Below are 14,153 nucleotides of genomic sequence, written 5' to 3'. Positions count from 1 at the left end.
TCTTCTTGTGATTTTTTTACAATGAAAGAGAAAGAAACCAATACTTCAGAAATTGTAGCTATTGTTAATACAGAAAAGCTTTTTAGAGAAGATTTGGTAAATATTTTACCTAAAAATATAAGTAAAAGTGATAGCCTAGTTTTAGTGAAAAGCTATATTCAGAATTGGGCAATAAAAAGACTTTTACTAGAAAAAGCTAAGAATAATAGTTCTTTAGAAACGATGAATCAAATAGATGATTTGGTTAAAGATTATAAAGAAAGTTTGCTAATTAATAACTTTAAAGAACAATTAATAAAACAACAATTAGATACTGTTATTTCTGATGAAGAACTAGCGGCATATTATATGTTGAATAAAGAGAATTTTAAATTAAATGAAGAACTTGTTAAAATAAAATTCCTTCATGTAGATAAGAATATAAAAGACAAAAAAAATATTTTAAAGCTTTTTAAATCCGATAGTATTAGCGACCTAGAAATATTAGAAAAACAAGAACTAAGTTTTAAATCTTATCAGTTTAACGACTCTGTTTGGACGCAATTAGATAACATTTTGTTAAAACTTCCTTTTTCAAAGGAAAAACTGTTAAAAAAAACAAAATTCATCGAAAAACAAGATTCAATAGGTTTATATTTGGTGGCTATAAATGACGTGTTAGAACGAAATTCTATAGCGCCTTTAAGTTATATTACACCTACAATAAAACAAATGATTTTACATAAACGTAAAATTGAATTATTAAGAGAGATAGAAAAAATAATAGTAAAAGATGCAACACAGAACAACAATTTCAAAATATATTAAAATTTCAATTTTTACCCTTTTTCTAGGGTTTTTAGGATTGCAAACATCAGCACAAAAAGTAAAAATAGATGGTGTAGCAGTGGTTATTGGTAAAAACATTGTTTTAGATTCTGATATTGCTAAATTTAAACAAGAAGTAGAATTAAGAAGTGAAGGAAAAGTAAAAATTACAGATTGTGAAATGCTAGAAGAACTGATGCAACAGAAATTATTGGCGCATCATGCCATTGTAGATAGTGTTACTGTTTCCGACTCAGAAGTTATGGGTAGAGTAGATAGAAGTATCAAATATTTTACACAGCAATACGGGAGTGAAGAAAAAGTAATTAAAGCATATGGTTTTAATGATTTAGATGATTTAAAAAAGGAATTGTCTACGGTTCAAACAGAAAATCTTTTAATAGAAAAAGAGCAACAAAAAATTACAGAAAAGATAGATGTTACTCCAGAAGAGGTGCGTTTGTATTATAATGGATTAAAAGAAAAAGGAGAATTACCTCAGTTTCCGGCAGAAATAGAACTTGCTCAAGTAGTTTTAAAAGCAATACCTACAAAAGAAGAAACAGACAGAATTATTAATAAATTAAATGAACTAAAAAAAGAAATAGAAGAGGGATCTAGTTTTAGAATGAAAGCTATTATTAATTCTGATGATCCTGGAGTAACAAGTAATGGAGGTGAATATACGGTAACAAAAGAGTCTGCTTTTATTAAGGAATTTAAAGAAATGGCATTTACTTTAGACGTTGGTCAAGTTTCTAAACCATTTAAATCGCAATTTGGTTATCATATTATGCAATTACATGCAATTAAAGGGAATACAAGAGTTGCTTCTCATATATTAATGCAACCAGAAATTCCTGAAGAAAAAATGAAGGAACTTAAAGATAAAGCAGAACATATTATTTTAGAAATTAAAGGAGGAGAATTAACTTTTGAGGAAGCTGTTAAAAAATATTCTAATGATGATGACACGAAGAATAATGGTGGACTTATTGTTAATCCGTCTACAGGAGAATCTAAGTTTGATTTAACCAGAATGGATCCTACTTTTTATGCAAGAGTAAGTGATCTTAAAAAAGGAGAAATGACAGACCCTTTTTATGATGAGGAGAGATCTGGTGATAAAATGTACAAGTTCATTTTAATGAAAGATAGAACAGATACGCATGTTGCAGATATTGTTGAAGATTATGTGAAAGTACAACAATTAGCACTTCAAAAAAAGAAAGAAGAAACCATTACAAAATGGTCTAAAGAAAAAATAAAAGATACCTACATTAATATTGGACCTGCGTATAGTAAATGTACGTTTGAGAAGAACTGGAAAAAAGAAGTAAATAAATAATGTCTGACGTAAAAGCAGTAAAAGATTTAGTAGATAAATACAACAAGTTAAAAACAGAGATTGGTAAAGTTATAATTGGGCAGCATGAAGCTGTTAGTTTTACTTTGTTGTCTGTCTTCTGTGGTGGTCACTCCTTATTAGTTGGAGTGCCGGGTTTAGCAAAAACGTTGTTGGTAAATACTGTTTCCGATGCTTTAGGATTGCATTTTAAAAGAATACAATTTACGCCCGATTTAATGCCTTCAGATATTTTAGGAAGTGAAATTTTAGATGAAAACAGACATTTTAAATTTATAAAAGGGCCTATTTTCTCTAATATTATACTTGCAGATGAAATAAATAGAACTCCTCCTAAAACACAAGCAGCTTTGTTAGAAGCGATGCAAGAGCGTTCTGTAACCGTTTCTGGAAATCATTATAAATTAGATTTACCCTTTTTTGTGTTAGCAACACAAAACCCAATTGAGCAAGAAGGAACATATCCGTTGCCAGAAGCGCAATTAGACAGGTTTATGTTTTCTATTTATTTAGAATATCCTTCGTTTGAAGAAGAGGTAGCTGTTGTAAAAAGTACAACGGGTAATAAAAAAGAAATTATAAAGTCATTATTTTCTGCGGAAGAAATTGTGGAAATTCAAAAACTAATACGTAAAATTCCTGTTGCCGATAATGTTATTGAATATGCAGTTCGTTTAGTAGGTAAAACAAGGCCGAAATCTAAAGAAGCTACAGATTTAGTAAAATCGTACTTAGATTGGGGAGCAGGTCCTAGAGCATCTCAAAACTTAATCTTAGCGGCTAAAGCTCATGCGGCCATAAACGGAAAGTTTTCTCCGGATATAGAAAATGTAAAAGCAGTAGCTATCCCTATTTTATCGCACAGAATTGTAAAAAATTATAAAGCAGAAGCTGAAGGTGTTTCTGTTGCAGATATTATTAATTCTTTGTTGTAAAACGAACTCTAGAGGTATAGAGAAGTCGCAAAGAGGTAAAGAAAAACGCAAAGTTCGCAAAGAATTAGGTGTTAAAACTTTGCAAACTTTGCGTTTATTTTTTTACAAGAATTTATTCGTTTTCAAAAAAGCTAAACACATTTCCTCCATAACGTTTATCATAACTATGCTTTTCATTTTTAGTTAAATCTGTGTGTTTAGAGTGTTCAACAATTAAAATACCATCTTCTTTTAGTAAATTTTTGGTAAAAACCAAATCCACTATTTTTAAGAATTGTTCTTCTTCAAAATCATAAGGTGGGTCTGCAAAAATAACATCTGCTTGTAAAGAAGTCTTTTCTAGAAATTTATAAACATCACTTTTAAAAGTGTTTATAGGTAAATCTAAGGTTTTGGCAGTTTCGTTAATGTATTTTATGCAACCAAAGTGTGCGTCTATGGCATAAATTTCTTTGGTTCCTCTAGAGCCAAATTCATAACTAATGTTTCCTGTACCAGAAAAAAGATCTATAACAGCAATACTATCAAAATAATAAGTGTTGTTTAAGATGTTAAAGAGCGATTCTTTAGCCATATCTGTTGTAGGACGAACAGGTAAGTTTTTAGGCGCGGATAAACGTCTGCTTTTGTGTTTTCCAGATATTATTCTCATGAATTTAAAAGGATATAATTTGAATGTTTAGAAGCATCTAATTGATTAAAAATTTTGTTATCACTTTCTAAAAAGGAAACATTTCTAATATATTGATACGTGATTTTATAAATTTCAGAAGCCATTTCAATATCTCCAATAAAAGATAGTTGAGTTTCTTCTACATTTAATTTTAATTGTTCAAAAGTAAATAAGATATAATAAATAAAATCTTCTTTTGTTTCAAAATTAAATGAATTTGTAAATAGGAGCTGTTTATTTTGAAGTACAACAATGTCAAAAGCTTCTTTTGATACATTTACAAATACCTTCTTTTGATCAGAATTATTGAAAGTAATTAATTTTTCAATTAAAATGGTTAAATGATGTTTGTATTCAAACTCACCAAAGTTTTGAAATAAGTAATTATTAATATTTACATAAGGTACATATACGTTTTTTGCGTTGATGCTTTCTATATCATCATAAGCAATAAAATCTGTAGCTAATGTTTTTATATTAAAATTAAGATATTCAGAAAGTATTTCTTCATTAAAATATTGATTAGGTACCAAAGAAAATAAATTATTTTGATGTATAACTAATACAGATGAAAAGTCTTTTTGCAGGTGTATATCTGTTTTAAATATTTCTTCTATTTTTTTTAATAGATTTTCTGGCGTTAATTGTTTTTCTTTAAAGATGTATTCAGAAAAGTAAAAGGTTTCTTTTGATGCATTATTTGTTATACAAAAAGAAAATCCATCCAAATTAAATTGGATGGATAACTTAGTATCTTTTACGTGTGTTAAAGTATGTATACTATTCTTCTTTATCACCGTCTTTTTTGTCATAAGAAGGAGGCCAATTACCACCAGTTGTAACTTCATCTAAAGAACCAACAGAAACATATTCTCCTTTAATTTGATCTGTAGCAATTTGCTCTAATTCTTGTTTAAGAAGAGATTCATCCATTCCTTTTAAAATATCTTGTTTTGCTGTTTTAACATAAAACGTTGGTACTACCATTCCTGGTACTTTTTCTACAGTTCCTACTTCTATTTCAAACTCTTTACCTGCAACGCCAGGTACTTTAAACATTTCTTTATAGTTTTTTCCTTTAAAGTATTTAGAAACAGGTTCGTAACCAATAGTATCTGTTTGTCTTTTTTCTACATCAATGATAATACCACCACCTCTGTGTTCTTTTTCTACAATAGTTTTAGTTTCTGTTAAAGCTAATTTAGCGCTATCAATAAACTTTATTAAACCAGCCTTGTCTTTAGTGTATGTACCTGTTACTTCAAAATGCTTAACTTCTGCATCTCTAATTATTTTTAAGTTTTGAATAACTTTAGAGTATTTTGCAACTTTATTTTTATTAAAAATAATCGGTTCCATTATACCATAGTATATTTTATAAACTAAAAAAGCGGTTAATGCCAAAAGAGATATAGAGGCAATCCATCTTAATTTTAATGGTAAAAATTTAACTATAATAATAGCTAGTAATACTGCAGCTATAAGAGCCGCCAAAATCATTCCAAGTAATCCCATTGTAAGTATTTTTTTTTAATAGTCTTAAGGCAAATCTACAATTTTTTTTTTATGATAAAAACTTTTATTTACAATTCAATGTATCTTTGTTGTATTAATTTTTATATGATAAATAAAACATCCAATTTTTACGCAGAATTACTGAAAAAATTTCAACATTTTCCAACCACTAAACAAAGCAAATTATTACGGCTTTTAAGCGATTTTAGTTTTACAGAGGACACAGATGCCTTGTTTTTGTTAAAAGGGTACGCAGGTACAGGTAAAACAACCAGTATAAGTGCTTATGTAAATAGTTTAGTAAGCATCGGTAAAAAAGCAGTTTTATTAGCGCCAACTGGTAGAGCTGCTAAAGTAATTTCTGTGTATTCTAAAAGACCTGCATTTACAATTCATAAAAAAATATATTTTCCTAAAAAGCAATCAAATGGTTCTGTAGGTTTTGTTTTACAACCAAATAAGCATAGAAATACGGTTTTTATTGTAGATGAATCTTCTATGATTCCGGATAGTAGACAAAATCAGAAATTATTTGAAACCGGCTCCTTATTAGATGATTTAATTCGTTATGTATACTCTGGTCATCAATGTAAATTAATTTTTATTGGAGACACAGCTCAATTACCTCCTGTTAAATTAAAAATTAGTCCTGCTTTAGAAGAAGACACCTTGGTGTATGATTATCATAAAAATGTTACATCAATAGAGTTAGATGAAGTTATGCGTCAGCATGAAGATTCTGGTATTCTTGCAAATGCAACGTTATTAAGGTTGATGATTCAAAATGATACCACTAATTTTAAGTTTGATATTAATTTTCCTGATATAATTAGATTAGATGATGGTTATGATATTGAAGATGCATTGGTTACCGCTTATGATAGTGATGGAGTGGAGGATACGGCATTTATTGTACGTTCTAACAAAAGAGCAAATGAATATAACCAACAAATTAGAATGAAAATTCGAGGGCAAGAAAATGAAATTTCTGCTGGAGATTATATTATGGTGGTAAAAAATAATTATTATTGGTTAAAAGAAAATTCAACCGCAGGTTTTATAGCTAATGGAGATATTTGTGAAATTTTAAAAATATTTTCTATTAAAGAATTGTACGGTTTTAAATTTGCAGAAGTAGAAGTTCGTATGATTGATTACCCAGACATGCAACCTTTTGAAACGGTTTTATTGTTAGATACACTAACTAGTGAAACGCCTTCTTTAACGTATGAAGAATCTAACAAATTGTATCAAGCAGTAAAGGAAGATTATGCACATATAAAATCGAAGTCAAAACAGTTTATGGAAATTAAAAAGAATGTGTTTTTTAATGCATTACAAGTAAAATTCTCATATGCCATGACCTGTCATAAATCTCAAGGAGGACAATGGAAAACGGTGTTTATAGAGCAGCCTTATTTGCCAGAAGGTGTATCTAAAGAATACTACAGATGGCTATATACCGCTTTAACTAGAGCGCAAGAAAAATTGTATTTAATTGGTTTTAAAGATGAATTTTTTGAAGAATAGCAATAAAATAGGATTTAAAGAAAGCGCTAGAAGTAATTGAAAACGATGTTAACGCAGCAGGTAGTTAATTGCTATACTACCATATTTATGCCCGTAGGTATATCTTAAATCTTTAGATTTACTAGTATTGTAATTAAAAGAATACCCAAAGTTTAAACGATTAACTGTAAATTTTAAACCTAACTCAATATCAAAAACAATTGGTTTTAATGCATTCGTAATTGGACTTGTTTTGTTTAAAAAACTACCTTGTAGCGTGGCGTCATAAGTAGCATATCGCAACATTGGTTTTATAAAAAAAAAGGATTCTACTTCTCTATAATAATCTGTTTGGTTATTATTTAAATTAGTATTAAATGCAATTGAATTTGCTAATTTCTGAAGTGGTTTTAGCCCAATTCTACTATAAAAACCTGTAGAAATATTTGTGTAAACAGTACCAAGATTTAAATTGTTAACCCAAGTGATATCAAAGTTATTATCAGTAGTTTCTAAGATGGTTTTTAAATATTCTGCATTAAAATTTAGTGCAAAAGCATTTTTTATTTGATATTTCCATCCTACTGCTTTTTTAAAACCATATATATCATGTATAAATTCTTGTAATTCTTCTGCATAAGAATTAGTACCAATTACCCCAATTTGAGCAGATGTCTTAAAAATTTGATTATTTTTATAAATCCTTTTTATACCGAAACTTCCATATAAATATCCTGCAAAAGGTCTATCTTGGTCATTTACATCTTCTACTGTAGTTTTGTAAGGCGTATACATTTCTTGCCCTATTTGCCATTCTAAAATGCGTTTTTCTAAAGAGGGTTTTTTATTTTTAGAAAGATATCTATACGTTAAAAAAATGCCACTTGTATAATACCTATCTCTATGGGCAGAAACATAAAGATCGTTATCTGTTACTAGGCTAATTTCTTTAGTAAATTTTTCTTGTGCAATTGTATAAGAAGAAACAAACACAATAATAGTAAGTATAAAATATTTCATAAAAGACAAATATAAAAGAACTTATTTAAAATGATGATTTTTTTATGTAATTCTAAAAAAAAGTAGTTATTTTAGTCCGAGTAAATAGAATTTATGGAAATTAAAAAGGGATTAAGTTCAGAGGACTTTCAAAGCGTTAAAAATAGTCAAGAATTATTAGCGCTAATAGAGGAGAAGAATGCTGCTAGTAAGAAAGTAAAAAAAACAATGATATATAATGAAGAACTAAGGTTGCTTCAAATAGAACTTGTTAAATTACAAAGATGGATATCTAATAACAACAAGCGTGTTGCTATTATTTTTGAAGGACGAGATGCAGCTGGTAAAGGAGGTAATATTCGTAGGTTTATGGAACATTTAAATCCGCGGTCTAGTAGATTGGTGGCTTTAAACAAACCTACAGAAATAGAAAAAGGGCAATGGTATTTTCAACGATATATAAAAGAATTGCCAAATCCTGGAGAAATTGTTTTCTTTGATAGAAGTTGGTACAATAGAGCGGTTGTAGAACCTGTTATGGGTTTTTGTTCAGACTTACAATATAAAGAATTTTTAGTGCAAGTACCAGAATTTGAGCACATGATGTACGAAGATGGTGTTGTGATTATTAAATTTTGGTTGTCAATTTCTAAAGGAGAACAATTAACTCGTTTTGAAGGTAGAAAAGAAAACCCATTAAAAAGATGGAAATTTAGTCCTGTAGATAAACAAGGACAAATTCTTTGGGATAAATATACTGATTATAAAGAAGAAATGTTCTCTAAAACGCATACTTCATACAGCCCTTGGATGATGATAAAGACAAATGATAAAAAAGTAGCAAGACTAGAAGCTATTAGACATGTTTTATCTCAGTTTGATTATGAAGGGAAAAAAGAAGCAAAAACAGTTTTAAATCCAGATCCTAATGTAGTAATGCGTTATTATAGATCTAACACAAATATAGATTAAATTTACTATGGAAATATCGTCTAAAAATTTAAAAAAATTAAACTCTAAAAAAGGCCTTTTAGCACTTTTATCTAAAGAACCTTTAAATATAGATAGAGCCATTAGATATGTAGATTATCAAAGAAAACTGGAAAAGTTACAGGTAGAATTGATACGTTTACAAAAGTGGGCAATTAATAAAGAAGAAAGAATAATTGTTGTTTTTGAAGGAAGAGATGCTGCCGGAAAAGGAGGCGCTATAAGAAGGTTAACAGAACGTATTAATCCACGTCATATGCGTATTGTTGCATTATCAAAACCCACAGAAGATGAGGAAACACAATGGTACTTTCAAAGATATATAGAGCAACTACCTAAAGCAGGCGAAATTGTTTTTTTTGATAGAAGTTGGTATAATAGAGCGGTAATAGAACCCGTAAATGGGTTTTGTACTCCGGAAGATTATAAAATTTTTATGAATCAGGTAAATGATTTCGAAAGAATGATTTTAGAGTCTGGAATTCATGTTGTTAAAATTTATATGTCTATTTCTAAAAAAGAGCAGTCTAAACGTTTTGAGGATATAAAAAATAATCCATTAAAGCAATGGAAAATGACTAAACTAGATGAGAAAGCTCAAGATTTTTGGGATGAATATACAGAGTATAAAAATGCGATGTTTGAAAAAACAAATACAGATATTTCTCCTTGGAAAATAATTAGAGCAAATAGAAAAACAGAAGCTAGAGTAAATGTTATTAACCACATTTTAAATAGCATTCCTTATGATAAAGATTTAGAAGTTTAAATATTTTTTAACAGAAAAAAGAGACATCTATATTTTTTGGAATTGTGCATTTTTATCTATTTAATCAAACTTCCTTACAATATGTTAAAAAGTCTTTCGCTATTATCTCTTTTATCTTCTCTAAAGTAAAATAAAAGTTTATTTTTACGCAAATTTTACAACACAACAAATTTATAATGAAGAAATACACGTACACAGAGAAAAAAGACACGCGTTCAGGTTTTGGAGATGGTTTAACAGAATTAGGTAGAACAAACCCAAACGTAGTTGCCTTATGTGCAGATTTAATTGGTTCTTTAAAAATGGATCAATTTATTGAAGAAAATCCTGAAAGATTTTTCCAAATAGGTATTGCAGAAGCTAATATGATTAGTATTGCAGCAGGATTAACAATTGGAGGTAAAATTCCGTTTACAGGTACATTTGCTAACTTTTCTACCGGTAGAGTGTATGACCAAATTCGTCAATCTGTGGCGTATTCTGGTAAAAATGTAAAAATTTGTGCATCGCATGCTGGAGTTACTTTAGGAGAAGATGGAGCAACACATCAAATATTAGAAGATATTGGTTTAATGAAAATGTTGCCAGGAATGACCGTAATTAATACGTGTGATTATAACCAAACAAAAGCAGCAACGATTGCAATTGCAGATTTTGATGGACCCGTATATTTACGTTTTGGTCGTCCAAAAGTACCTGTATTTATGCCAGCTGATGAAAAATTTGAAATTGGTAAAGGAATTCAATTAACAGAAGGAACTGATGTAACTATTGTTGCAACAGGTCATTTAGTTTGGGAATCTTTACAAGCAGCAGAACAATTAGAAGCAGAAGGAATCTCTGTAGAAGTAATAAACATACACACAATTAAACCTTTAGACGAAGAAATTATTTTAAAGTCTGTAGCTAAAACCGGTTGTATTGTTACTGCAGAAGAGCATAATAAATTAGGTGGTTTAGGTGAAAGTGTTGCTAGAACGTTAGCTTTAAATACACCAACTCCACAAGAATTTGTTGCAACAAATGATACTTTTGGAGAATCTGGAACACCAGAACAATTAATGGCTAAATATGGTTTAGATGCTGCTGCAGTTGTAAAAGCTGTTAAAAAAGTAATTTCTAGAAAATAATTACGTTTTAAGTTTTAAAGTAGTTTAATCTTTAAATTAAAAATAATGAAAAAAGTAATTTTAATGATGTGTTTGGCTTTTGGATCTATCCAAATGTCTAATGCTCAAATAGATTTTGGTATTAAAGCAGGGGTTAATTATAATAATACAGGTAACGATTCTTTTAAAACTACTGGAAGTGATGTTATAAACGGAGCGAAAGCTAAATCTGGTTACCATGCAGGTATTTGGTTTCGTGGAGATTTGCCTGTTCTTGGTTTATATTTAAGACCAGAAATAGTGTATACAGAAGTAAAAAGTGAATATGCTTTAAATACTATAAAATCTGATTACGATTTTAAGAAACTAGATGTTCCTGTTTTAATCGGGAAAAAGTTTTTTGGATTTGTAAACGCTTTTATTGGTCCGTCTTTACAGTATGTAATAGAAGATGATTTTAAGTTTAATAACTTAACTACAGATGATTTTGATAAATTTTCTGTAGGCGCTCAAATGGGACTTGGTTTAGAATTTGGAAACTTAGGAGTTGATGTTCGTTGGGAAAGAGGTTTATCTAACTCTGAAGCTAAATTTGCTGATAAGTTTACCGTAGATAACAGAACAAATCAAATAATATTTGGACTTTCTTTAAAGTTATAAATACATAGATTATTAAACACCATAAAGCTCTTGAAATTTTCAAGAGCTTTTTTTATTTCTATCATTTAATAGTAAAAGCTTCGTTTACTGTTGTATAAAAAATTGAGTATTCCTTCTTTATATTACAATTATTTTTTATCATGTACTAGTTACTCAATTTTCATTTTAAAAAGTAATTTAGAATTTTCTCTAAAGCGATATAAGAAGTCTTTATTCTATTTTTAAAGCAGACTGAATAGTTGGAGTACTTTTTTTTAGATACGCTTATTCAATCCTTTTTCTAACAGATTTTATTTACATTCTTTCTAAGCATCCAATTTATAGTAAAAAACAAAACATTCAACAAAAAAAAAGACTCTTAATTTCTTAAGAGTCTTATGTAGTTTTTTATAATTTTAATTAATATCCGGATTCAAGTAATCTGGTAAGTCAGGATTGTTAGGATCGCTACGATCGTTAGCAGGATTTTCATCATCATTAGCATCTTCATTTATCGTTAGAACACCATCACCATCATCATCCGTATCTAAGTAATTAGCTCTACCATCTAAATCGGTATCATCATTTAACGGATTTAAATCTCCATCAGGATCTTCCATTATAGAAGGCACCCCATCATTATCATGATCTGTATCTTTTACAAAGTCATATAAATCAATATAAAAAAGAATACATTCATTTGCTAAAATACTACTTGCTCCAAATCTACCATAACCTAAACCAGAGGGGATAAATAAAATTCCTTTACCTCCGTTTTTATAAGTAATTGGGCCATTATCTGTAATATTATCACCTCCTTTAAAATTAGTGAAACCATGAACCCATCCACGAATAACTCCATTTTTTAAAACTCCATTGCTATAATAAGGAACTAAATTTAGCCAAACATAATCATTATAATCAAAAACGTTACTAATAGTTTCGGTATCTACAATTCTTTGTCCATAATATTTAACAAATACAGAATCCATAACTGTTGGGTTTCCTTTGTCTATTGTTGGAGTACCTACACTATTTACGTAATAATATAGATTGTAATCTATATCATTTTCTTTAACCTTCATCGTTTTTAGATTCTCTTTATCATCGTATAAAGCCGTTTTTCCAGGAACTAAGGCTTTAATAGAATCTATATCAGTATCAAAATAATGATTTTTTAAAAATTGAACTAACGTGTCATTATCTATTAAAGCTTGTGCTTCATAATCAAAATCATCTACCTCAGAAGAAGAGCTACTACCACAAGAGTAAAGTAGTATCGAAATAATTGCAAAAGCAAAAATATGTTTTATTTTATTCATTTATTCTTAATAATTTGAGCGTGCAATTTACCAATTTTATACCTTTGTAAAAAGACAAACGAACTATTTTAACTATTTTTATGAGAATTGATAAATATTTGTGGTGTATTCGAGTTTATAAAACAAGAAGTATTGCAACAACAGCGTGCAAAAAAGGCCAAGTTAAGATAGATAATAAAAGCCTAAAACCTTCTAAAGAAATTTTTGGAGATGAATTGATATTCGTTAGAAAAAACCAAATCAATTATCAAATAAAAGTTTTAGATTTACCAAAAAGTAGGGTTGGAGCAAAAATAGTAGATCTTTATAGAAAGGATGTTACGCCTAAAGAAGAGTTTGAGAAAACAGATCTTTTAAAATATGCCAAAGATTACTATCGAAAAAAAGGAGCAGGTAGACCTACAAAAAAAGATAGAAGAGATATAGATAATTATCAAGACGATACAACAGAAGAAGTATGACAACACCAGGTAGCATTATATTAAATGAATTGCAAATTTCTCAAAAAATAAGAAGGATTGCGTATCAAATTTACGAAACTAATAGTTCTGAAAAAGAAGTTATATTGGCCGGTATTGTGGGGAATGGTTATCTGTTTGCTGAAAAATTGATGGAAGTTTTACAAGAAATATCTCCTATAAAAGTAACTATTTGTAAAGTTAATATTGATAAAAAACATCCTTTAAAACCAATTACCACTTCTTTAAATGTTGAGGATTATAAAAATAAACCTTTAATTTTAGTGGATGATGTTTTAAGTTCTGGAACTACCCTAATTTATGGAATTAAGCATTTTTTAGACGTCCCTTTAAAAAGGTTTAAAACAGCTGTATTAGTGAATAGAAACCACAAAAAATATCCTGTAAAGGCAGATTTTAAAGGAATTTCTTTATCTACCTCTATAAAGGAACATATACAAGTTGAATTTTCTGGAAAAGAAGCTGTAGCTTATTTAGCTTAATATTTTTTCTAATTCTTCTGCAACTTCTGTTTTAGTTTTATTGTCTATTTTTACAATCGTTTTTGCTTGTTCGTAAAAAGGGCGTCTTTCAAAAAGATGTTTTGCAACAAATTCAGGAATTTTATCATCACCTAAAGACGCTATTAAGGGTCTTTTAGCCTTTTTTCTAATTAAGCGCTCTATCATCGTTGCAGTGCTACCTTGTAAATAAATAGAATTTGCATCAGAATTATTAATTTCTTCCATATTATTTGCATAACAAGGTGTTCCGCCTCCTAAAGCGAGGATATATTTTTCGTCTTTATCTAGAATTTCTTTTAAATATTTGTTTTCTATCAACCTAAAATATACTTCACCTTTGGTTTTAAATATTTCAGAAACAGACATTTTTTCTTTTTCAATAATATAGTCATCTAAGTCTAAGAACTTCATAGACAGTTTTTTAGAAAGTCTTTTACCTATGCTAGATTTTCCCGAAGCCATATACCCTAATAATACTATTTTCATTGATTTTTATTTTTATGCAAATATCTATAATTTTTTTTCATTTTAATGGTTA

General features: G+C 28.9%; 16 protein-coding genes. 10 read left to right on the top strand and 6 right to left on the bottom strand.

Features of this window, described 5'->3' with window-relative positions:
• Positions 1–21: 21 nt before the first annotated feature.
• Genes JOP69_RS05990 through JOP69_RS05980 form a run of 3 tightly spaced genes read left to right on the top strand, consistent with a single transcriptional unit; the run spans position 22 to position 3,108 of the window.
• Entirely contained in the window at positions 22–807 is a 786-nt protein-coding gene (locus JOP69_RS05990; protein ID WP_252191200.1) for a hypothetical protein, read from the top strand.
• Positions 773–2,155 (top strand): peptidylprolyl isomerase, encoded by a 1,383-nt coding sequence (locus JOP69_RS05985; RefSeq protein WP_203394339.1) that lies wholly within the window; start codon positions 773–775, stop codon positions 2,153–2,155. Before JOP69_RS05990 ends, JOP69_RS05985 begins: the two co-directional genes overlap by 35 nt.
• Positions 2,155–3,108 (top strand): MoxR family ATPase, encoded by a 954-nt coding sequence (locus tag JOP69_RS05980; RefSeq protein WP_203394340.1) that lies wholly within the window; start codon positions 2,155–2,157, stop codon positions 3,106–3,108. The genes JOP69_RS05985 and JOP69_RS05980 overlap by 1 nt, the downstream gene beginning before the upstream one ends.
• Positions 3,109–3,220: 112 nt before the next feature.
• Here JOP69_RS05980 and JOP69_RS05975 read toward each other — a convergent pair whose 3' ends face one another.
• Genes JOP69_RS05975 through JOP69_RS05965 form a run of 3 tightly spaced genes read right to left on the bottom strand, consistent with a single transcriptional unit; the run spans position 3,221 to position 5,296 of the window.
• The gene (locus JOP69_RS05975; protein WP_203394341.1) at positions 3,221–3,760 is read right to left on the bottom strand and encodes an RsmD family RNA methyltransferase; all 540 of its coding nucleotides are present in this window, start codon (positions 3,758–3,760) and stop codon (positions 3,221–3,223) included.
• Positions 3,757–4,593 carry a DUF3822 family protein gene (locus tag JOP69_RS05970; RefSeq protein ID WP_203394342.1) on the bottom strand — a complete coding sequence of 279 codons (837 nt, stop codon included), beginning with the start codon at positions 4,591–4,593 and terminating at the stop codon, positions 3,757–3,759. The genes JOP69_RS05975 and JOP69_RS05970 overlap by 4 nt, the downstream gene beginning before the upstream one ends.
• Positions 4,562–5,296, bottom strand: a complete 735-nt coding sequence (locus JOP69_RS05965) for a hypothetical protein (protein ID WP_203394343.1) — start codon at positions 5,294–5,296, stop codon at positions 4,562–4,564. Before JOP69_RS05965 ends, JOP69_RS05970 begins: the two co-directional genes overlap by 32 nt.
• Before the next feature lie 105 nt (positions 5,297–5,401).
• On the opposite strand from JOP69_RS05965, the gene JOP69_RS05960 reads away from it, so the two are divergent.
• On the top strand, positions 5,402–6,826 hold the full coding sequence (locus JOP69_RS05960; protein WP_203394344.1) for an ATP-dependent RecD-like DNA helicase: 1,425 nt from the start codon (positions 5,402–5,404) through the stop codon (positions 6,824–6,826).
• Positions 6,827–6,874: 48 nt separating this feature from the next.
• On the opposite strand, the gene JOP69_RS05955 is transcribed toward JOP69_RS05960, so the two are convergent.
• Positions 6,875–7,825 carry a lipid A deacylase LpxR family protein gene (locus JOP69_RS05955; protein ID WP_203394345.1) on the bottom strand — a complete coding sequence of 317 codons (951 nt, stop codon included), beginning with the start codon at positions 7,823–7,825 and terminating at the stop codon, positions 6,875–6,877.
• Between the two features lie 93 nt (positions 7,826–7,918).
• Between JOP69_RS05955 and ppk2 (JOP69_RS05950) the strand changes: the two genes are divergently transcribed.
• From ppk2 (JOP69_RS05950) to JOP69_RS05935, 4 genes are all read left to right on the top strand, one after another.
• Complete coding sequence (gene ppk2, locus JOP69_RS05950) at positions 7,919–8,776, top strand: polyphosphate kinase 2 (RefSeq protein ID WP_203394346.1); 858 nt, start codon at positions 7,919–7,921, stop codon at positions 8,774–8,776.
• 7 nt (positions 8,777–8,783) lie between these two features.
• On the top strand, positions 8,784–9,563 hold the full coding sequence (gene ppk2, locus JOP69_RS05945) for a polyphosphate kinase 2 (RefSeq protein WP_203394347.1): 780 nt from the start codon (positions 8,784–8,786) through the stop codon (positions 9,561–9,563).
• A 176-nt stretch (positions 9,564–9,739) separates the two neighbouring features.
• Positions 9,740–10,693 (top strand): transketolase family protein, encoded by a 954-nt coding sequence (locus JOP69_RS05940; RefSeq protein WP_203394348.1) that lies wholly within the window; start codon positions 9,740–9,742, stop codon positions 10,691–10,693.
• A 45-nt stretch (positions 10,694–10,738) separates the two neighbouring features.
• Positions 10,739–11,332 (top strand): outer membrane beta-barrel protein, encoded by a 594-nt coding sequence (locus JOP69_RS05935; RefSeq protein ID WP_203394349.1) that lies wholly within the window; start codon positions 10,739–10,741, stop codon positions 11,330–11,332.
• A 395-nt stretch (positions 11,333–11,727) separates the two neighbouring features.
• Here JOP69_RS05935 and JOP69_RS05930 read toward each other — a convergent pair whose 3' ends face one another.
• Positions 11,728–12,633: an FKBP-type peptidyl-prolyl cis-trans isomerase gene (locus tag JOP69_RS05930; RefSeq protein ID WP_203394350.1), complete on the bottom strand. Its 906-nt coding sequence runs from the start codon at positions 12,631–12,633 to the stop codon at positions 11,728–11,730.
• A gap of 80 nt (positions 12,634–12,713) precedes the next feature.
• Between JOP69_RS05930 and JOP69_RS05925 the strand changes: the two genes are divergently transcribed.
• Both JOP69_RS05925 and JOP69_RS05920 read left to right on the top strand, forming a co-directional pair.
• Complete coding sequence (locus JOP69_RS05925; RefSeq protein ID WP_203394351.1) at positions 12,714–13,094, top strand: RNA-binding S4 domain-containing protein; 381 nt, start codon at positions 12,714–12,716, stop codon at positions 13,092–13,094.
• The gene (locus JOP69_RS05920; RefSeq protein WP_203394352.1) at positions 13,091–13,594 is read left to right on the top strand and encodes a phosphoribosyltransferase family protein; all 504 of its coding nucleotides are present in this window, start codon (positions 13,091–13,093) and stop codon (positions 13,592–13,594) included. The genes JOP69_RS05925 and JOP69_RS05920 overlap by 4 nt, the downstream gene beginning before the upstream one ends.
• On the opposite strand, the gene JOP69_RS05915 is transcribed toward JOP69_RS05920, so the two are convergent.
• Positions 13,586–14,101, bottom strand: a complete 516-nt coding sequence (locus JOP69_RS05915; protein WP_203394353.1) for a shikimate kinase — start codon at positions 14,099–14,101, stop codon at positions 13,586–13,588. The genes JOP69_RS05920 and JOP69_RS05915 overlap by 9 nt on opposite strands.
• Positions 14,102–14,153 lie beyond the last annotated feature (52 nt).

Source organism: Polaribacter sp. Q13, assembly GCF_016858305.2.
GTDB lineage: Bacteria > Bacteroidota > Bacteroidia > Flavobacteriales > Flavobacteriaceae > Polaribacter.
This window is presented reverse-complemented; position numbering and strand designations above follow the sequence as displayed.